This window comes from Nonomuraea sp. CX421 (assembly GCF_059358955.1).
Genome location: NZ_JCADBK010000006.1, coordinates 317,495 through 335,733, shown reverse-complemented (window position 1 = coordinate 335,733; position 18,239 = coordinate 317,495). Strand labels below are relative to the sequence as shown.

The window sequence follows — 18,239 nt, the reverse complement described above, 5'->3', positions numbered from 1 at the left end:
TTTCATGGCAAAAGCAAAGAATTAGTAAACAAATTCGCATTAACTGGTCTAGTATCCGCGATCGTGCGTATTCCCCTTGTCGCAGCATCCGTCTGCATCACCGTGGGCCTGGTCCTGACCGGCACCGCCAACGCGGAGACCGCCAAGCCCTCCGCTGCGGCCGAGATCGCCGCACCGCCCGCCGTACTGACCAAGAACAAGATCTACCGCTCCGGTACGCCGTCACCGCAGTCGTGCGGGGCCCCCGACATCACCCGGGGCAGCACCGCCTCCCTCAAGACCTTCCACCGGGCGATGGCCCGCTGCGCCGACCGCTTCTGGGCCGCCCGCTTCAGGGCCGCCGGGCTGAGGTACACCCCGCCCAAGGTCACCATCACCACCGGCAGTAGCTCGGTCTGCGGCAAGATCACCAACAACGGCGCACAGTACTGCCCCGTGCAGCGGACGGTCGTGATCCGCATCATGAAGCGTGACCTGCGCGACCCGTTCCGGATGAACATCGCCCACTCCGCCGCCCACGAGTGGGGCCACCACGTGCAGGAGCTCACCGGCATCCTGGACGCGCAGAACAGGCTCTACTGGCGCGCCCGCGGTCAGGCCCGCACCATCCTCAGCCACCGCCTGGAGATGCAGGCCGAGTGCTTCGCCGGCCTCTTCTACAGCGCCACGCTCGACACGCTCAACACCGGCATCACCTGGGACCAGTGGACCGACGCGGTGTCCAGGGGCACCGAGAGCAAGGCCCACGGCAAGCCGCGCAACCTCGCCTACTGGCAGAACCGCGGTTACAACGGCGGCTCGGCCCGCTACTGCAACACCTGGACCGTGTCCAACGCGCGCGTCGCCTGACGTCAGCCGGTGACCCGCGCCAGCACCTCGAGCGGGTCCGCGAGCACGTGGGCGAAGGCCAGCTCGGCCGCGCCCACGAGCGTCGCGTCGTCGGCCAGCGCCGAGGTGCGCAACCGGAGCCGCTCCCGCTGGGGAGCCATGGCGTGCAGCGCCATCCGGCTGCGCACCTGGGCCGCCGACCCCAGATAGATCTCCCTGAGCATGCCGCCGAAGATGACCATCTCGGGGTTGAAGATGTTGACCAGGTTGGCGACGCCCAGCCCGAGCCAGTCGCCGACCCTCTTCAGCGCCTCCTGCGCGACGATGTCGCCCCGGTCGGCCGCGTCCACCACCGCCCGCACCGCGTCGCGGCCGTGCTGGCCGCCGCCGAGCTTGCCCGCCGCCTCCAGCAGCGCCCGCTCGCCCACCTCGGCCTCCAGGCAGCCGCGCGAGCCGCAGCCGCAGACTCGCCCGCCGGGATTGACCACCATGTGGCCGACCTCGCCACCGTAGCCCTCGTGGCCGCCGAGCAGGTGACCGCCCGCGATGATGCCGCCGCCGATGCCGACGTCGCCGTGCAGGTAGATCAGGTCACGTACGGCGACGCCGACGCCCCGGCTGTGCTCGGCCAGCGCCGCCAGGTTGGCGTCGTTGCCCACGCTGACCGGCAGCCCGAGGCCCAGCCTGCGGCCCAGCTCCTCGCCGAACGGGATCTCCTCGGCCTGCAGGTTGGGGCCGAACCTGATCACGCCGTCACCCTTGCGCACCCCGCCCGAGACGGCCGCGGCGGCGCCCACGCAGACCGTGTCGGCCCGCGTCTTGCGCCGCATCTGCCGGGCGAACCCGGCCAGCATCCCGGCCAGCTCCTCCAGCTCGAAGGGACCGCGCCGGCGTACGGCCTCCCTGCGGTCGAGAATCGTCCCGCCGAGCCCCACCCGGGCCACCGCCAGCCGGTCGGGCCCCACGTCGAAGGCGAACACGTAGACCCGTGACGACTCCGGGCGCACCACCAGCGAGGGGCGGCCGGCCCGGCCCGTCTCGCGCGGCAGCTCCTCCCGCACCAGCCCGGCGGCGGTGAGATCGGAGGTGAGCGCCATGATCGTGCTGCGGTTGAGGCCCATCTTGGAGGTGAGCTCGGCCCGCGACGTCGGCCCCCCGAGGTGCACGTGCCGCAGCAGCGCGCCGAGGTTGTGGCGCCTGATGTCCTCCTGCGAGGGGCCGGCACGCATCGTCTGGTTGTCCTTACGAGGGTGGAAGTCGCTGATCACCTTAGACCAGCGGCAGCCGCCCGCTTGCGCGCCAGGGCGTCCACACCGGCGGCGAGCAACAGGACGAACCCGGTCACCAGGTACTTCACACTCGCGCCGTACTGCATCAGCCCCATGCCGTTCTCGATCACGGCGATGACCGCGCCGCCGAGAATCGCGTCGAGCGCCCTGCCCTTGCCCCCGAACAGGCTGGTCCCGCCGATGACGGCCGCGCCCACAGCGTAGAGGAGCACGGAACTGCCGCCGGTGTTCGGGTCGACCGAGCTGGCCCGCGAGGCCGCGATCACCCCGCCGACGGCGGCCATCGAGGAGCAGATCACGAACGCGCTGATCCGGATCCGGTCCACCGCGATGCCCGCCCGCCGGGCCGCCTCCGCGTTGCCGCCGACCGCGTACAGGTGCCGTCCGAACGCGGTGCGGCTCAGCACGAACGTCCACAGCACGAGCAGCGCGAGGATGACCGGCACCACGATCGGCACCCCGGTGAGCGAGGCGAACTCCGGGTTGAAGCTGCGTTCGAGGTTGAGCACGTACACCGCGACGCCGGCGACGACGGCCAGGGCGCCCACCCGGCCCGCGATCATGGAGAGCGGCTCGGCGACCAGGCCGCGCCGGGCGCGCTTGCGAGCCCGGGTGAGCTGGACCAGCGCGTACGCCGCGACGCACCCGGCGTACAGTCCCCAGCCGAGGGCCGGGGGCAGGTTCTTCTGCGCGATCGCCTTGATCACCGGGTCGTTGATCGAGATGTTGGTGCCCTCGCTCACCAGCACCAGGGCGAGCCCCTGGAAGGCGAGGAACGCGGCCAGCGTCACCACGAACGACGGGATGCCCACCTTGGCGACCAGGGTGCCGAGCATGGTGCCGATGATCACGCCGCTGACGATCGCCGCGAGCACGGCCACGTACCACGGCAGGCCCATCTCGGTCAGCGTGACCGCGAGGACGGCGGCGCAGACGCCGCTGGTGAACCCGGCCGACAGGTCGATCTCGCCGAGCAGCAGGACGAACACCAGGCCCATCGCGATCACCGTGATCGCCGCGCCCTGGGTGAACAGGTTGGCGAAGTTGATGGCGGTGAGGAAGGAGGGCCGGGCCAGGGCGAAGGCCGTGCAGAGGACCAGCAGCCCGAAGACCGCGGGAAGCGCGCCCATGTCGCCGCCGCGGACCCGCTCCAGGTAGGCACGCGAGCTGTTGGTGATGGACGGTGAGCTGGCCGCCGCGACGACGGCCTCGCCCGGAAGTTCCTTGACCTTGCTCATGGTGCGGTCCCGTTCTTGAGGCCGAGGTCTCCGCTCCGGCCGGAGGTGATCAGTTCGACGATCTGGGCGTGGGTCACGTCGGCCGTCCTCACCTGGGCGGCCATCCTGCCCAGGTAGAGGGCCGCGATCCGGTCGGAGACGGCGAACACGTCGTTCATGTTGTGCGAGATGAGGACGACGGCCAGGCCCTTGTCGGCCAGCCGGCGCACCAGCTCCAGCACCTGCGCGGTCTGCGCGACGCCCAGCGCCGCGGTCGGCTCGTCGAGGATGACCACCTTGCTGTCCCACAGCACGGCCTTGGCGATGGCGACGGTCTGCCGCTGCCCGCCCGACAGGCTGGAGACCCGCTGCCGGATCGACTTCACGGTGCGGACGGACAGCCCTTCGAGCGTCTCGCCGGCGAGCTCCTCCATCGTGGCCTCGTCGAGCACGAGGCCGTTCTTGCGCTCCCTGCCGAGGAACATGTTCTGGACGATGTCCAGGTTGTCGCAGAGCGCCAGATCCTGGTAGACGATCTCGATGCCGAGCTCGCCGGCGTCGCGCGGGCCGTGCACCTGCACGGGCCGGCCGTCGAAGACGATCTCGCCGGCGTCGATGGGATGGATGCCGCCGACACACTTGACCAATGTCGACTTGCCGGCGCCGTTGTCGCCGACCAGCGCGGTCACCTCGCCGGCGTAGGCCGAGAAGGTGACGTCGTGCAGGACCTGCACCGGGCCGAAGCTCTTGTCGATCCCGCGCACTTCGAGCAGGGGGGTCATGGGTCTCCCTCGGGGAAGGGCACGGCCCCCGTTCGTGGCGAGGGTCGTGCCCTGTTCCGCTCTGTTACTGGACGCCGGTTACTGGATGCCGGCCTCGGTGCACTTGGCGGCGAAGTCACCGGTGCACAGGTCCTCCTTGGCGACGTAACCGTCGGCCACGACGTCCTTGACGTTCTCGAAGGTGATGGCCTGCGGGTCGAGCAGCTCGGACGGGACGTCCTGGCCGCTCTCCGGGTCCTTGACGCTGCCGCTCGCCGTCGGCTTCTCGCCCTTGGCCAGCGCGACCGCGAGCTTGGCCGCCGCGTCGGCCTCCTTCTTGACGGCCTTGTAGACGGTCATGCACTGGTCGCCCGCGAGGATGTTCTGCAGGCCCTGGACGGTGGCGTCCTGGCCGGTGACCGGCACCTTGCCGTTGAGGTTGTTCTTCTTCAGCACGGTGATGGCGGCGTTGCCGAGGCCGTCGTTGGCCGCCAGCACGCCGGCGATCTTGGGCTCGGTGGTGAGCATCTGCTCGAAGATCGTGCCGGCCTGGGTGTTGTCCCATTCGGGGACGGCCTGGTCGGGGCCCTTGACGTACTCGCCGGCGTCGAACTTCGGCTTGAGCACGCCGTCGTAGCCCTGCTTGAACAGGGTGGCGTTGTTGTCGGTCGGGGAGCCGTTGAGGTAGGCCACGATCGGCTTGTCGGCCTTCTTGTCGGCCAGGCACTTGCTCAGGCCCTCACCCTGCAGGGTGCCGACCTTGGTGTTGTCGAAGCTGACGTAGAAGGCGGCGCCGCCGCCCAGGGTCAGCCGGTCGTAGTCGATGGTCGCCACGCCTCGCGACTTGGCCTTCTCGATGACGGACTTGCCGGTGCCGCTGTCCAGGTTGACGATCATCAGCACGGTGGCGCCGTTGGTCATCATCTGGTCGGCAATGGTCTGGAACGCGGTCTTGTCGTTCTGCGCGTTCTGGATGTCGTAGGCCACACCCGCGGCCTTGAACGCCTCTTCCAGGTATTTGCGGTCCGCCGTCTCCCAGCGGGCCGAGGATTTGCTGTCGGGCAGGATGACGCCGATCTTCCCGGCCTTCTGTGAACTCTCTGCCGTCGAAGTGGCGCCGGTCTGACCGCTGTCGCCCCCGCAGGCGGTGAGACCGAGGGCGAGCGCGGCGGCTGCGGCGGTCAGGCTGAGGATCCCCATGCGCATGGTGCAGGGTCCTTTCTTCCGGAGGCACCCGGATGAATGTTGTTTGCGGCAACGTATTCCGGTACGGCCTGCTTTGGAAGACCCCTGATGCGCACGATTTGTTGTTCCGGGTAACAATCCAGAAACGTGCGGGCCGGGCGACCGGTGCTCGTCGTCGGGTCCTGCCGTGCGAAGATGCCCTGTGACCAAGCTGACCGGACAACAGATCGAGGCCGAGCGGCTGGACGGGTGGGCCTACCTGCTCGGCGGCCTGCAGACCCGCATCCACACCAAGGACTTCGCGACCGGGCTCTCGATCGTCAACGCCATCGGCGCGGCGGCCGAGGAGATGAACCATCATCCCGAGCTCACCCTGCGCCACACCCACGTGGACGTTCGGTTGAGCAGCCACGACGAGCACGCGGTCATAGACCGTGACATCCGGCTCGCCCGCGCCATCTCCGCCGTCGCCGCCGACGCCGGGGTACGGCTGGAGTCCTCCGGCGTCTCCCGGCTCGAACTCGCCCTCGACACCCCGGGCCCAGCCGTGATCGCACCGTTCTGGGCCGCGGTGCTGGCGATGGAGCACCTGTCCGGCCCCGGCTCCGGCGACGAGGTCCGCGACCCGGCCGGCGTCCTGCCGACCGTGTGGTTCCAGACCTCCGGCGGCGGGGAGCCCCGCCAGCGCTGGCATCTCGACATCTGGCTGGATCCCGCGCAGGTGGAGCCACGCGTCGCCGCGGCGCTCGCCGCCGGCGGCACGCTGGTCAGCGACGCGGAGGCGCCGAGCTTCTGGGTGCTCGCCGACCCCGAGGGCAACCAGGCCTGCCTGTGCACCTGGCAGGGCCGCGACTGACCTCGGCCGACGCTCGCGGGCGGCCCGTCGGCGGTCGCAGAGTCTCGTACCGGCCGCCGAGGCGCGCCTTCGCACCGGTCACGCGGCAAGGCTCTGGATGATGAGGACCAGGGCCGAGATCGCGGCCACCAGCAGGATGGCGGCCCGCACCCGGCCCCCGTCCAGATATCTCCGCAGCGGCCCGGAGACCAGGAACCCGAGGATCATCGGCACGATGAGGGTCGCGCCCGTCGTCAGCGCCCGCGCCGGAAGCCGGTCGACGACGGCCAGGATGACCAGCGACTGCGCGGCGCTCAGGAAGAAGAACATCGCCAGCGTGGCCCTGATCTGCGCCCCCTTGGCGCTCTGGTAGACCAGCGCGATGGGCGGCCCGCCGATGCCGGTGGCGGTGCCGGTGATGCCGGACACGAACCCGGCCGCGGTGACCGTCACCCCGTTGCGCGGCACGCTCAGCGCCCGCGCGGTCAGCCCCACGGCGGCGAGCACCATGACACCGACGAAGACGCCTAAGGTGTAGACGGATATGTAGACCACGATGACGCCGCCGATGACGCTACCGGGCAGCCGCCCGAGCATCCCAAAGCCCACCCCGCGCCAGTCGACCCGCCGCCACTCCACGGCCAGCGTGAACACCGGCAACGTCAGGTTGACCACCTGGATCGCGCCGGGCATCACGGCCGGATCGAGCAGGGTCAGCACGGGCGCTCCCACCAGCCCCAGCCCGAATCCCACGCTGCCCTGCACCACCGCGCCCACGAATACCGCCAGCCCGCCGACGATCAGCACAAGTGCTTCAGGATTCATGGGGCGAGTCAATCACCCTTACTCTCCGTTGCCATTGCACATGCGAGCGTGACGGGGTGATGTAGGCCGACCGGCCGCGAGCAGGGCTACCGAAGGCCCGTGCTCGTCGTCAGCAACGACGACTTCAACACCGCGACCGCGGTCAAGGTGATCGTGCCACTGACCACGACCGAGCGCGGGTGGGACAACCACATTCCCATCGGCCGCGAGGACACGGGCCTGGACAAACCGAGTTGGGCCATGGTGGAACACGTTCGCAGCGTGTCGCCCCAGAGGTTCGCGAGAAGGGTCGGTATCGCCCCCGGCGATGTCGTCCGCGAAGTCACCGAGTGGATCGCGGACATCATCTAGTAGGCCGTGCCACCCGGCGAAATGTTGGTTCGCCGGGTGGCACGTCACATCGTGCCAGAGTCCGCGGCGCCCCACTGCTCTAAGCTGCTTGATCGTGCTCCTCCGCTCTCCGGCCGAGGCCGTTCCGGCCGACGCGAAGCCCGCTCCCGCCCCGCGCACTCCTGCGACGCCCGCCCGCCCAGGACGCGCCCGCCCTCGAGGCCGCGCGGTGCTCTCGGCAGCGGTGTTCGCGCTGAGCGCCACCTGCCTCACCCTGCCTCCCGGCCCCGCCGAGGCATCGCCTCGTTCCGCCGCTGCCGCGCTCTCCCCTCCCCGCGCTGCCGGGCCGGGAGCGCCCGCCCGGCTGGCGCGGAGCGGCAGGCTGGCCGCCCGAGCGTGCCCGGAGCCGCCGCTCGTGTGGGGCAACGTGCCGCGAGCACGGGAGTACTTTGGAGTGATCGCGAAATGCCTGGAAAAGTCGTGGTCCGCGCACTTCGCCAGGGCCGGGCTGGCGTTCCGGAAGCCCACCGTGCGGTTCTACGACGAGCCCGAGCAGCGGGTGTGCGGCGTCCGCTGGCCCTCCGGCGCCTCCGCCTTCTACTGCACCGAGCGGGGCACCCTGGTCTTCCTGCTCACCGGCGACTGGATCGAGGGCCGCACCGACCTCTATCCGCTCAAGGTGGCCGCCCACGAGTACGGTCACCACGTGCAGAGCCTGACCGGGATCAGGCGCTACTACGAGGCCCGGATCCGAGCCGACCACGCGCGCCAGGCCGAGCTGGGCCGCCGCTACGAGCTCCAGGCCGACTGTCTGTCCGGGGTGTTCATCGGCAGTGTGTGGGGATCGCTGTCGCGGAGTCAGGACGACTGGGCCGCCGTGGTGGAGGCGACCAGAGCGACCGGCGACGACGACGATCGCCGCAGTCACGGCACGGGAGGCAACCGGGCTTACTGGCTCAAGCGCGGCTTCACCGCGGTCTCCCCCGCGGCCTGCGACACCTGGAGGGCGGCCTCCTCCCGGGTCTCCTGACCTCGGCGACCGAGTCTGCTCCCGGCTCCGGGAATCAGGCCGCTGACGGCTCCACGAACCAGAGCTCCTGCCCGGCTCCGGAATGGGGGCCCTGACGGACGCCGCGAACCAGAGCTCCTGCCCGGCTCCGGAAATAGGGCCCATGACCGGCTTGGGAAAGGCCCGGGATGCCCGGAAGCCGCCTCGCGCACGGGTGCGGCGACGAGGCGGCCTCCGGTGGTCGGGTGGTTCCCCCGAGACGGGCGCGTGAGGATCGCGCCCTCCCGCGCCGCCGGTGAGGCGGGCGGGCACCCGCCGCCGCCGTCCGGCTGATGGCCGGGCGACGGAGGCGGGACGTGTGACCTACTTGGCGAGCAGCGAACGCAGGACGTACTGCATGATGCCGCCGTGCCGGTAGTAGTCGGCCTCGCCGGGCGTGTCGATGCGCACCACCGCGTCGAACTCGACGTCGCCGGCCCTGACGTGCACGGTCGACGGGATGCCGCCCTTGTTGAGCTCCTCGACGCCGGTGAAGTCGAACGTCTCCTCGCCGGTCAGCCCGAGCGACTCGGCCGTGACGCCCTCGGGGTACTGCAGCGGCAGCACGCCCATGCCGATCAGGTTGGAGCGGTGGATGCGCTCGTAGGACTCGGCGATGACGGCGCGGACGCCGAGCAGCGCGGTGCCCTTGGCCGCCCAGTCACGCGACGAGCCGGAGCCGTACTCCTTGCCCGCCAGCACGACCAGCGGGGTGCCCGCCGAGGCGTAGTTGACCGAGGCGTCGTAGATGAACGACACCGGGCCTTCGGGCTGGGTGAAGTCGCGGGTGTAGCCGCCCTCGGTGCCCGGCGCGATCTGGTTGCGCAGGCGGATGTTGGCGAAGGTGCCCCGGATCATCACCTCGTGGTTGCCGCGCCGCGAGCCGTAGGAGTTGAAGTCGCGGACCTCGACCCCGTGCGCCTGGAGGTACTGGGCGGCGGGGGTGCCGACCTTGATCGAGCCGGCCGGCGAGATGTGGTCGGTGGTGACCGAGTCGCCCACCTTGACCAGCACCCGCGCGCCGGAGATGTCGGACACCGGCTCGGGGGACGACGGCATGCCCTCGAAGTAGGGGGCCTTGCGGACGTAGGTCGAGTCGGGGTCCCACTCGAAGGTGTCGCCCGTCGGGATCGGCAGCGACCGCCAGTGGTCGTCGCCCTTGAACACGTCGGCGTAGTCACGCTCGAACATGTCGCGCCCGATCGAGGAGTTGACCACGGCCGAGATCTCCTCGGGCGCCGGCCAGATGTCGCGCAGGAACACCGGCTCGCCGTCGGCGCCGACGGCGAGCGGCTCGGTGTCGAGGTCGATGTCCATGGTGCCGGCCAGCGCGTAGGCCACCACGAGCGGCGGCGAGGCCAGGTAGTTCATCTTCACGTCGGGGTTGATGCGGCCCTCGAAGTTGCGGTTGCCGGACAGCACGGCGGTGACCGCGAGGTCGTTGGCCTGGATCGCCTCGGAGATCTCCGGGATCAGCGGCCCGGAGTTGCCGATGCAGGTGGTGCAGCCGTAGCCGACGAGGTTGAAGCCGATCTTGTCGAGGTAGGGCTGGAGCCCCGAGCGCTCGAAGTAGCCGGTGACGACCTGCGAGCCGGGCGCCAGCGAGGTCTTGACCCACGGCTTGCGGGTCAGGCCCTTCTCCACGGCGTTGCGGGCCAGCAGGGCGGCGCCGAGCATGACGTACGGGTTGGAGGTGTTGGTGCACGAGGTGATCGCGGCGATGGAGACGATGCCGTGGTCGATCTCGAAGGAGGTGCCGTCGGCCAGCGTGACCCGCACCTTCCTGTGCGGACGTGAGCCGTCGAGCTCGGGGGCGTGCGGCTGGTCGCCGTTGCCGCCGTGGCTGATGGCCGGGGAGTCGGACGCCGGGAAGGACTCCTCGGACGCCTCGTCGGCCGGGCCGAGGACGGTCGGGGCGTAGTCCTTGACGGCCGCGCGCCAGGCCCGCTTGGCGTCGGAGATCTCGATGCGGTCCTGCGGGCGCTTGGGGCCGGCGATCGACGGGACGACGGTGCCGAGGTCGAGCTCGATGTACTCGGAGAAGACCGGCTCGGGCGCCGACGGGTCGAGCCAGAGGCCCTGGGCCTTGGCGTAGGCCTCGACGAGCGCGATCTGCTCCTCGGAGCGGCCGGTCAGCCGGAGGTAGTCGACGGTCTGGCCGTCGATCGGGAAGATGGCGCAGGTGGAGCCGAACTCGGGGCTCATGTTGCCGATGGTGGCCCGGTCGGCCAGCGGCACGGACGAGACGCCCTCGCCGTAGAACTCGACGAACTTGCCCACCACGCCGTGCTTGCGCAGGATCTCGGTGATCGTCAGCACGAGGTCGGTGGCGGTGGCCCCGGCGGGCAGCTTGCCGTTGAGCTTGAAGCCGACCACGCGCGGGATCAGCATGGAGATCGGCTGGCCGAGCATCGCGGCCTCGGCCTCGATGCCGCCGACGCCCCAGCCGAGCACGCCGATGCCGTTCTCCATCGTGGTGTGGGAGTCGGTGCCGACGCAGGTGTCGGGATAGGCCTTGCCGTCGCGGGTCATCACCACGCGGGCCAGGTGCTCGATGTTGACCTGGTGCACGATGCCGGTGCCGGGCGGCACCACCTTGAACTCGTCGAAGGCCGTCTGGCCCCAGCGCAGGAACTGGTAGCGCTCGCGGTTGCGTTCGTACTCGCGCTCGACGTTGCGCTGGAAGGCGTCGGGGTGACCGAAGTAGTCGACGATGACCGAGTGGTCGATGACCATCTCGGCCGGGGCCAGCGGGTTGATGCGGGCCGGGTCGCCGCCCAGATCGCGCACGGCCTCGCGCATGGTGGCCAGGTCGACGACGCAGGGCACGCCGGTGAAGTCCTGCATGATGACGCGGGCCGGGGTGAACTGGATCTCCACGCTCGGCGCGGCCTCAGGGTCCCAGCCGCCCACGGCGCGGATGTGGTCGGCGGTGATGTTGGCGCCGTCCTCGGTGCGGAGGAGGTTTTCCAGCAGGATCTTCAGGCTGTACGGGAGGCGGGCAGCACCCTCGACGGCGTCCAGCCGGAAAATCTCATATGACGCGTCGCCGACGCGCAGCGTGTCACGGCTGCCGAAGCTGTTCGCGGACACGGTGATTCGCCCTCCTCCATAGACAGTTGCTCCTTTGAATCCTGCCGCACGGAGGAAGCGATCAGTACGTTAGGTGACCCTAACTCCACAGGCCGCGGCGGATGTCTCGATATCAAGATATCCGGAAAAGTATCTCGACATCAACTTAAACCGGTCCGAGGCGGACGAACAGCAGGCCGACGATGGCGACGGACAGCAACGGGGCGAGGATCTTCTGCTCGAACTTCCGGCCCGTCTTGATACCGATCTTCCACGGCAGCAGGAACTTCACCGACAGCGGCCAGAGCACCGGGCACCCGCGCTCGGTCATGCAGTCGCCCACGACGTGGATCAGGCAGCCGATCCCCACCGCCAGGCCCAGCCAGGCGTAACCCACCCCCTGGGAGAGGAACACCGCGTAGAGCCCGGCCGTGAGCCCGATGTTGACCAGGGCCGACCCCATCTTGTTGCCGGGGATGCCGACGCCGATGGCGCGCAGCGCGAGCCCGATGAGCAGCACGACCATGATGGCGCGGCCGAGCGGATAGGTGCTGGCCAGCCAGTGGGCGCCTAACCCCATCGCGACCGCGAAGGCCAGCGAGTGGGTGGCCCCCCGGTGACCGCCGCCCAGCCAGTTGACCGCCTTGCTCAGCATCCAGGTGACCGGACCGAAGGTCTGCGCGATCGTCGCGCTGGGATGGTCGAGGTCGGGCAGCATCGCCGCGCCCGCGCAGACGATCGCCCCGGCGACGAGCTCGGACGGGCCTAACGCGCCCGCCATGATGCCGGTCTCGATGAACCGGCTGGACTCCATGACCATCGGCAGCGCCGCGAGCCCCGGCGCGAGCCCCAGCCAGGCGATGGCTCCCGTCATCGCGTGCGTGTGACCCATCATGATCCGGACTGTACGGCAAAGCCCGTGGCCCCGCGTCGGCCCCGTCCCACCCGCCTCAACGGCCGCCCGGGCCGGTCGGCGACGTACCCGTGAAAACGAACGTACCCGTGAAAACGACGTACCCGTGAAACGCAGACGAGGTCGTCTCCACGGCGACAGCACCCCCCAGCCCTGCCGACGCGGAACGACCTCGTCTGCTTTGAACAACGAGGCCGCCCGGCATCCTGTTCCCCGATTCCGCAACTTTTTCGTGATCTGTCTCACTTCGCGCCAAGTGTTGCCTACGACATGTTGTCGATATATCTTTGAAGCATCTAGAACAGTCAGAAGGAGGAACCATCATGACCTCAGCACAGGCGGCGGGCGGGCAGTGGCCCGACGCCCGCGAGTTCAAGCGCGCGGCGCGCGACGCCATGAGGGCCATGGCCGGCGCCTGGCAGCAGGGCGGGCACCGCCACCATCACCACCACCAGGGACCGCACGAGGAGAGGCACCGGGGCAGGCGCCCGTTCCCTCCCGAGTTCGGGCGTGGGCCGTGGGGGCCCGGCGCACCGTGGGGCCAGCACCGGGGCGGCTGGGGCGGCCGAGGCCGCAAGGCCAAGCGGGGCGACGTCCGCGCCGCGATCCTGGCGCTGCTCGCCGAGCAGCCGCGCAACGGCTACCAGATCATCCAGGAGATCGCCGAGCGCAGCGAGGGCGGCTGGAAGCCCAGTCCGGGCGCCGTCTACCCGGCGTTGCAGCAGCTCACGGACGAGGGCCTGGTCGTCGCGCAGGAGAACGAGGGCCGCAAGACCTTCCGCCTCACGGACGAGGGCCGCGCCTACATCGACGCGCACCCCGACGAGGTGCGCGCCCCGTGGGACGAGATGCGTCCCGACATCGACGAGAACACAGCCGACATGTGGGACCTCACCCGCCAGTCGGCGTTCGCACTCATGCAGGTTCTGCAGACCGGGAGCGACGCGCAGATCCGCGAAGCGCGTAAGACTCTTGTTGAGACCCGGCGCAAGCTCTACCAGATCCTGGCCGACGGCGATCCGGGTGAGGAGTGACCTCATGACCGGTGCCGCAGCGAGAAGCCGGCTCGGAGAGAAGGAGCCCCCTGTCATGGATCCCCGCGACCTCCGCATCGGCGACGCCGAACGCGAGCACACGATGACCGCCCTGCGTGAGCACTTCGCGCAGGGCCGGCTCGACCACGAGGAGCTGGACCAGCGCCTCGACCAGGCCCTCGCCGCGCGCACCGCCGGCGACCTGGCCCAGGTGACGGCCGACCTGCCCGGCCCCGGCCCGCGCTACCACCCCGGCCCTGCCGTACCTGGGCCGGACGACTGGCGCGCGGCCATGAAGGCGCAGCGGGCGCAGATGCAGTCCATGCGGCAGGCCCACCGCGACCTGCGGCATGAGGGGGGCCGGCGGCCCCACCGGTCGCATCGCCACCATCACCCCGGGCCGGGGCCCTTCCTTCCGATCCTGTTCGTGGTCGGGATCGTGGGGCTGATCTTCGGCGGCTGGGGGCTGCTCAAGGTGGTGCTCTTCATCTGGATCGGGGCGATGATCTTCAGCGCGATCCGCCGGCGCGCCCACCGCCGTCCCTGACCCCGCCCGCGCGTCAGCCCATCTCCTCCAGCTTGCGGCCCTTCGTTTCCTTGACCCATTTGACGACGAAGAGGAAGGACAGCGTGGCGAAGCAGGCGTACCCGGCGTAGGTGGCAGGCAGGTTCCACTCCGAGAGGGCCGGGAACGACACGGTGACCGCCCAGTTGGCGATCCACTGCGCCGACGCGGCCACACCGAGCGCGGCGGCACGGATCCGGTTGGGGAACATCTCTCCCAACAGCACCCAGACCACCACACCCCACGACAGAGCAAAGAACAGCACGAACGTGTTCGCGGCGATGAGCGCGATCATGCCCTGCGGGCTCGGCAGGGTGACCGTGTTCCCGATCTTCTCGGCGGTGCTGAACGCCCAGGCGGCGGTGCCGAGCGAGAGAGCCATGCCCGCCGAGCCGATGAGCAGCAGGGGCTTGCGCCCGATCTTGTCGACCAGCGAGATCGCGATGAACGTGCCGACGATGTTGATGACCGAGCTGGAGAAGCTGATCAGCAGCGACTCGCTCTGTGTGATGCCCACCGACTGCCAGAGCACGGACGAGTAGTAGAAGATCACATTGATGCCGACGAGCTGCTGGAACGCCGACAGGGTGATGCCGATCCACACGATGCCCCGCAGCCCCAGCCGCGGCCCGCGCAGGTCCCTCATCGTCGGCCTGCGCTCGGTCTGGAGCACGTGCTGGATCTCGGCCACCCGGGCGTCCAGGTCCACCTCGGAGCCCTCGACCTCGGCCAGCACCCTGCGAGCCTGCCTGGGACGACCGGCCATAATCAGGTATCGGGGCGACTCGGGGATCGTCAGGGCGAACAGCAGGTAGAGCAGGGCCGGCACGACACACGCGCCCAGCATCCACTGCCAGGCCTGCAACCCCCACACCTCGTTGTTGACGTTCCCGCCGGCCAGCCGCGCGATCGCGTAGTTGACCAGCTGGGACACGGCGATGCCGAGCACGATCGCGAGCTGCTGGAACGAGCCCAGCCGCCCGCGGTAGGCGGGCGGCGAGACCTCGGCGATGTAGGTGGGCCCGAGCACCGAGGCCATCCCGATCGCGACGCCCGCGATGATGCGCCAGAGGGCGAGGTCCCAGATGGCGAACGGCAGCATCTGCCCGATCGAGCTGATGGCGAACACGATCGCCGCCACCTGCATCGTCCTGGTACGGCCCAGCCGGTCGGCCAGCCCGCCGCCCACCCAGGCGCCGAGGGCGGAGCCGAGCAGCGCGATCGCGACCACGAGCCCGATCTCGACGGCGCCCACCGCGAAGTACTTCTGGATGCCGACGACGGCGCCGTTGATGACGGCGCTGTCATAGCCGAACAGGAACCCGCCGATCGCCGCGGCCGCCGTGATGAAGACGATGTGGCCCAGGTGCTCTTGATGGGCGTCGTGAGTCGCCATGCCGGCCCCCCTTCAGGCCCGGGAGATACCCGCAGGTCAAGGGGGTACGGCTGCACTTACACAAACTTGAAGGAATCAGATCAAAGCCAACCCATCCGCTGGGCGGTGCGAATGGCTTCGAGCCGGTTCTGGGCACCCAGCTTGGTCATCGCGCTGGACAGGTAGTTGCGTACGGTGCCCTCCGTCAGGTGCAGCTCGGCCGCGATCCTGGCGATCGTGGCCCCGTCGCCGGCCAGCCGCAGGGCGTCGCGTTCCCGTTCGGTGAGCGGGCTGTCACCGGCCGCCATGGCCGCCGCGGCCAGCTCCGCGTCGAGGTAGCGGCCGCCCGCCTGGACCTTGCGGATCGCCATGGCCAGCTCCTCGGCCGAGGCGTCCTTGCCCAGGAACCCGCTCACGCCCGCCGCCATCGCCCGTCGCAGGTAGCCGGGACGGCCGAGGCTGGTCAGAATCACGATCTTGCACTGGGAGCTGATCTGCTCGGCCGCGCTCAGGCCGTCCATGCCGGGCATCTCGATGTCGAGCACCGCCACGTCGGGCCGGTGCTCGGTGACCGCGGCCAGCACCTCGTCGCCCCGGCCCACCTGCGCCACCACGTCGATGCCGTCCTCCAGGTTGAGCAGGGCGGCGAGGGCGCCGCGGATCAGGTGCTCGTCGTCGGCCAGGAGCACCCGCGTCGTCATGCCCGTACCGCCGCTCTGAGCAGGTAGGAACCCTCCGCGGTGGGCGCGGCGGACAGCGTGCCGCCCGCCGCCCGGACTCGCCCGGCCAGCCCGCCGAGGCCGTTGGGGGCGTGGTCGCCCACCGGCCCGTTCACCCCGTCGTTGGACATCTCCAGCACCCCATCCGTGATCGTGATCGTGCAGTGCCCCGCCTCGCTGTGCTTGAGCACGTTGGTCGCGCCCTCGCGCACGATGGTGGCCAGCAGCGTGCGGGTCTCGGCGCTCAGCGCGGCCGTGTCGGCGCGCACGGTGCAGCTCACGTCCGCCGCCTCCAGCACCGCGCGCACGCTGGACAGGACCTCGTCGAGGTCCAGCGCCCGGTAGCTCTGCACGGTGGCGCGCACCTCGCGCAGCGCCTGCCTGGTCAGGTCGCGGACCTCGAACATCTCGCGCCCGGCCGCCGCCGGATCGGTCTCCAGCGCCTCCTGTGCGCCCGCCGTCCTGGCGGAGATGTCGGCGAGGCTCTGCCCGAGCAGGTCGTTGAGGTCGCGGGCGAACCTCAGCCGCTCCTCCGACACGGCCAGCCTGGCCTTGGCCTCCTGCCCCTCGTGCGCCTCCTTGGCCACCCGCCAGAGCCACAGGTTGGCCAGGACGCAGCCCACGACGAGCGCCGTCAGCAGCGCCTGGAACGCGAAGAGCGCCCACGACCAGCCGCTGACCAGCGCCACGTAGCCGTTGACCGCCAGGACCGACCCGACGGCGGCGAGCGTGACGGTGCGCCGCCGCCCGAACGGCGTCAGCATCCCCACCCACAGCACGGGCGCCCAGACGACCGGGATCGCCGACAGCAGCAGCGCGATGACCCCGGTCACGGCCAGCAGGATCGTGGGACGCGAGCCGCCCCTGACCGCGATCCGGAACGACCGGGCGGCCAGCGCGACGAGCGCGGCCAGCAGGACGGCCGCGCAGCCGGCCGCCCATCCGGGCAGGCCGAAACGCCACCGGAGGTACAGCTCGGCCAGGCCGATCAGGGCCACCAGGTGGATGATGTCGGTGGAGTAGACGATGAGCCACCGGATCTTGTCCAGCTTGGTCGCGCGTCTTCTCATGCGGGCACCACCGCCCGCAGCAGGAACTCGCCGGTGGAGGTGGGCCCCGCCGACAGAGAGCCGCCCACGGCGGTCATCCGCTCGCAGAGCCCGCGCAGCCCGGTGCCGCCCCCGGCCGGGGAGCCGTGCACCCCGTCGTTGCGCATCTCCAGCACGCCGCCGTCGATGACGATCGCGCACCGCGTGGCGGCACTGTGCTTGAGCACGTTGGTGGCGCCCTCGCGCACCACCCACGCGAGCAGCGCGCGGGCGCCGGGTGACAGGCCGTCGGTCCTGGCCTCGACCGTGCAGCGGGTGCCCGCCGCCTCCAGCGCGGCGCGCACGCCGTCGAGCTCCTCGTGCAGGTCGAGCCCGTGGTAGCCGTCCACGGCCAGCTGGACCTCGGTGAGCGACTCGCCGGCCAGGCGGCGTACGTCGGCCATCTCCCGGGCCGCCCGGCCGGGGTCCTTGGTGGCGAGCTTGGCCGCCAGTTCGCTCTTCAGCGTGATGACCGACAGGCTGTGCCCGAGCAGGTCGTGCAGATCGCGGGCGAAGCGCAGCCGCTCCTCCGCGACGGCCAGGCCGGCCTTGGCCTCCTGGCTCTCGTGGGCGTCGCGGATCGTCCACCACAGCCACCGCCACAGCCACATGGCGGCGGCCATCGTCCCGGCGCTCACCGCCTGGACGGGCAGCACCACCTGCCACGGCTGCCCGGTGATCACGGCGACGCCGGCGCTGGTGAGCAGGATCACGGCGGCGCTCGTGCAGAGCGCCGCCCAAAGCGGCTGGAACAGGATCACGGCAGACAGCCACAGGAACGCGACCATCGACCACGAGCCCTCGCCCAGGCTGCCGTCCGACGAGGGTGGTATGAGGAGCACCGCTCCGAGCGCCGCCATCCCGGTGAGGACCAGCCACATGGTGGGGCGCGGCCGGCCGTCGAAGGCGACCCTGAGCAGGTACGGGAACGGAACGAAGACGCCCAGCAGGCAGGCCCCGGCGGCCAGGGCGCGCGTCGCGGACAGACTCCCCTCGACGCCGAGGATCACCAGGAGGCCGCCTAAGGAGAGCGCGAGCAGGACGACCACGCCGTCCATCCAGTAAAGGAGGATCCTTCTCGCCGTCTCCGGGCGGGCCGCCACCGTCCCTCCCCCTCACCACAAAGAACCCGTTGCCCCGGAATCCTATAGTTCA

Annotated in this window: 16 protein-coding genes and 1 pseudogene; 6 read left to right on the top strand and 11 right to left on the bottom strand. The window is 70.4% G+C overall.

The genetic code is table 11. The features are described from left to right. The first annotated feature begins 63 nt into the window (after nucleotides 1-63). Nucleotides 64-849 (top strand): neutral zinc metallopeptidase, encoded by a 786-nt coding sequence (locus AC5L3X_RS14695; RefSeq protein ID WP_189125157.1) that lies wholly within the window; start codon nucleotides 64-66, stop codon nucleotides 847-849. A gap of 2 nt (nucleotides 850-851) precedes the next feature. On the opposite strand, the gene AC5L3X_RS14690 is transcribed toward AC5L3X_RS14695, so the two are convergent. The 4 genes from AC5L3X_RS14690 to AC5L3X_RS14675 all read right to left on the bottom strand — a co-directional run bounded on the left by AC5L3X_RS14690 (nucleotide 852) and on the right by AC5L3X_RS14675 (nucleotide 5,301). Next, entirely contained in the window at nucleotides 852-2,057 is a 1,206-nt protein-coding gene (locus tag AC5L3X_RS14690) for an ROK family transcriptional regulator (protein WP_189125158.1), read from the bottom strand. A 35-nt stretch (nucleotides 2,058-2,092) separates the two neighbouring features. After that, the gene (locus tag AC5L3X_RS14685; protein WP_189125159.1) at nucleotides 2,093-3,355 is read right to left on the bottom strand and encodes a sugar ABC transporter permease; all 1,263 of its coding nucleotides are present in this window, start codon (nucleotides 3,353-3,355) and stop codon (nucleotides 2,093-2,095) included. Beyond that, nucleotides 3,352-4,116, bottom strand: a complete 765-nt coding sequence (locus AC5L3X_RS14680; RefSeq protein WP_189125160.1) for an ATP-binding cassette domain-containing protein — start codon at nucleotides 4,114-4,116, stop codon at nucleotides 3,352-3,354. Before AC5L3X_RS14680 ends, AC5L3X_RS14685 begins: the two co-directional genes overlap by 4 nt. A 78-nt stretch (nucleotides 4,117-4,194) precedes the next feature. Further along, complete coding sequence (locus AC5L3X_RS14675) at nucleotides 4,195-5,301, bottom strand: sugar ABC transporter substrate-binding protein (RefSeq protein ID WP_189125161.1); 1,107 nt, start codon at nucleotides 5,299-5,301, stop codon at nucleotides 4,195-4,197. Between the two features lie 181 nt (nucleotides 5,302-5,482). Here AC5L3X_RS14675 and AC5L3X_RS14670 point away from each other — a divergent pair, with 181 nt between their 5' ends. Beyond that, on the top strand, nucleotides 5,483-6,136 hold the full coding sequence (locus AC5L3X_RS14670) for a 4a-hydroxytetrahydrobiopterin dehydratase (protein WP_494857445.1): 654 nt from the start codon (nucleotides 5,483-5,485) through the stop codon (nucleotides 6,134-6,136). Nucleotides 6,137-6,214: 78 nt separating this feature from the next. Here the strand turns inward: AC5L3X_RS14670 and AC5L3X_RS14665 are convergent, their stop codons facing one another. Further along, nucleotides 6,215-6,940: a sulfite exporter TauE/SafE family protein gene (locus tag AC5L3X_RS14665; protein ID WP_494857444.1), complete on the bottom strand. Its 726-nt coding sequence runs from the start codon at nucleotides 6,938-6,940 to the stop codon at nucleotides 6,215-6,217. Between the two features lie 81 nt (nucleotides 6,941-7,021). On the opposite strand from AC5L3X_RS14665, the pseudogene AC5L3X_RS14660 reads away from it, so the two are divergent. Continuing rightward, nucleotides 7,022-7,291, top strand: a pseudogene (locus tag AC5L3X_RS14660) (type II toxin-antitoxin system PemK/MazF family toxin); the annotation flags it as partial. 94 nt (nucleotides 7,292-7,385) lie between these two features. Then, complete coding sequence (locus tag AC5L3X_RS14655) at nucleotides 7,386-8,300, top strand: neutral zinc metallopeptidase (RefSeq protein ID WP_494857443.1); 915 nt, start codon at nucleotides 7,386-7,388, stop codon at nucleotides 8,298-8,300. 342 nt (nucleotides 8,301-8,642) lie between these two features. Here AC5L3X_RS14655 and AC5L3X_RS14650 read toward each other — a convergent pair whose 3' ends face one another. Together AC5L3X_RS14650 and AC5L3X_RS14645 are read right to left on the bottom strand one after the other, a co-directional pair. Further along, nucleotides 8,643-11,417 (bottom strand): aconitate hydratase, encoded by a 2,775-nt coding sequence (locus AC5L3X_RS14650; RefSeq protein ID WP_494857481.1) that lies wholly within the window; start codon nucleotides 11,415-11,417, stop codon nucleotides 8,643-8,645. Nucleotides 11,418-11,556: 139 nt separating this feature from the next. Further along, on the bottom strand, nucleotides 11,557-12,285 hold the full coding sequence (locus AC5L3X_RS14645; protein WP_494857442.1) for a metal-dependent hydrolase: 729 nt from the start codon (nucleotides 12,283-12,285) through the stop codon (nucleotides 11,557-11,559). Nucleotides 12,286-12,626: 341 nt separating this feature from the next. Here AC5L3X_RS14645 and AC5L3X_RS14640 point away from each other — a divergent pair, with 341 nt between their 5' ends. Beyond that, a complete protein-coding gene (locus tag AC5L3X_RS14640) occupies nucleotides 12,627-13,337 on the top strand; it encodes a PadR family transcriptional regulator (protein ID WP_494857441.1) in 711 nt (236 codons plus the stop codon). Nucleotides 13,338-13,392: 55 nt separating this feature from the next. Then, nucleotides 13,393-13,884 carry a DUF1707 SHOCT-like domain-containing protein gene (locus AC5L3X_RS14635; RefSeq protein ID WP_494857440.1) on the top strand — a complete coding sequence of 164 codons (492 nt, stop codon included), beginning with the start codon at nucleotides 13,393-13,395 and terminating at the stop codon, nucleotides 13,882-13,884. Between the two features lie 13 nt (nucleotides 13,885-13,897). Here AC5L3X_RS14635 and AC5L3X_RS14630 read toward each other — a convergent pair whose 3' ends face one another. From AC5L3X_RS14630 to AC5L3X_RS14615, 4 genes are all read right to left on the bottom strand, one after another. Beyond that, on the bottom strand, nucleotides 13,898-15,298 hold the full coding sequence (locus AC5L3X_RS14630) for a sugar porter family MFS transporter (protein ID WP_494857439.1): 1,401 nt from the start codon (nucleotides 15,296-15,298) through the stop codon (nucleotides 13,898-13,900). Nucleotides 15,299-15,378: 80 nt separating this feature from the next. Further along, nucleotides 15,379-15,978 (bottom strand): response regulator transcription factor, encoded by a 600-nt coding sequence (locus tag AC5L3X_RS14625; protein WP_189125169.1) that lies wholly within the window; start codon nucleotides 15,976-15,978, stop codon nucleotides 15,379-15,381. Next, complete coding sequence (locus AC5L3X_RS14620) at nucleotides 15,975-17,066, bottom strand: sensor histidine kinase (protein ID WP_494857438.1); 1,092 nt, start codon at nucleotides 17,064-17,066, stop codon at nucleotides 15,975-15,977. Before AC5L3X_RS14620 ends, AC5L3X_RS14625 begins: the two co-directional genes overlap by 4 nt. Further along, nucleotides 17,063-18,187 carry a sensor histidine kinase gene (locus AC5L3X_RS14615; RefSeq protein WP_494857437.1) on the bottom strand — a complete coding sequence of 375 codons (1,125 nt, stop codon included), beginning with the start codon at nucleotides 18,185-18,187 and terminating at the stop codon, nucleotides 17,063-17,065. Before AC5L3X_RS14615 ends, AC5L3X_RS14620 begins: the two co-directional genes overlap by 4 nt. Nucleotides 18,188-18,239 lie beyond the last annotated feature (52 nt).

Coding starts and splice junctions, on each gene's coding strand:
- AC5L3X_RS14690 (WP_189125158.1), bottom strand. CDS start 2,057: ATGCGTGCCGGCCCCTCGCAGGAGGACATCAGGCGCCACAACCTCGGC.
- AC5L3X_RS14685 (WP_189125159.1), bottom strand. CDS start 3,355: ATGAGCAAGGTCAAGGAACTTCCGGGCGAGGCCGTCGTCGCGGCGGCC.
- AC5L3X_RS14680 (WP_189125160.1), bottom strand. CDS start 4,116: ATGACCCCCCTGCTCGAAGTGCGCGGGATCGACAAGAGCTTCGGCCCG.
- AC5L3X_RS14675 (WP_189125161.1), bottom strand. CDS start 5,301: ATGCGCATGGGGATCCTCAGCCTGACCGCCGCAGCCGCCGCGCTCGCC.
- AC5L3X_RS14665 (WP_494857444.1), bottom strand. CDS start 6,940: ATGAATCCTGAAGCACTTGTGCTGATCGTCGGCGGGCTGGCGGTATTC.
- AC5L3X_RS14645 (WP_494857442.1), bottom strand. CDS start 12,285: ATGATGGGTCACACGCACGCGATGACGGGAGCCATCGCCTGGCTGGGG.
- AC5L3X_RS14640 (WP_494857441.1), top strand. CDS start 12,627: ATGACCTCAGCACAGGCGGCGGGCGGGCAGTGGCCCGACGCCCGCGAG.
- AC5L3X_RS14635 (WP_494857440.1), top strand. CDS start 13,393: ATGGATCCCCGCGACCTCCGCATCGGCGACGCCGAACGCGAGCACACG.
- AC5L3X_RS14630 (WP_494857439.1), bottom strand. CDS start 15,298: ATGGCGACTCACGACGCCCATCAAGAGCACCTGGGCCACATCGTCTTC.
- AC5L3X_RS14625 (WP_189125169.1), bottom strand. CDS start 15,978: ATGACGACGCGGGTGCTCCTGGCCGACGACGAGCACCTGATCCGCGGC.
- AC5L3X_RS14620 (WP_494857438.1), bottom strand. CDS start 17,066: ATGAGAAGACGCGCGACCAAGCTGGACAAGATCCGGTGGCTCATCGTC.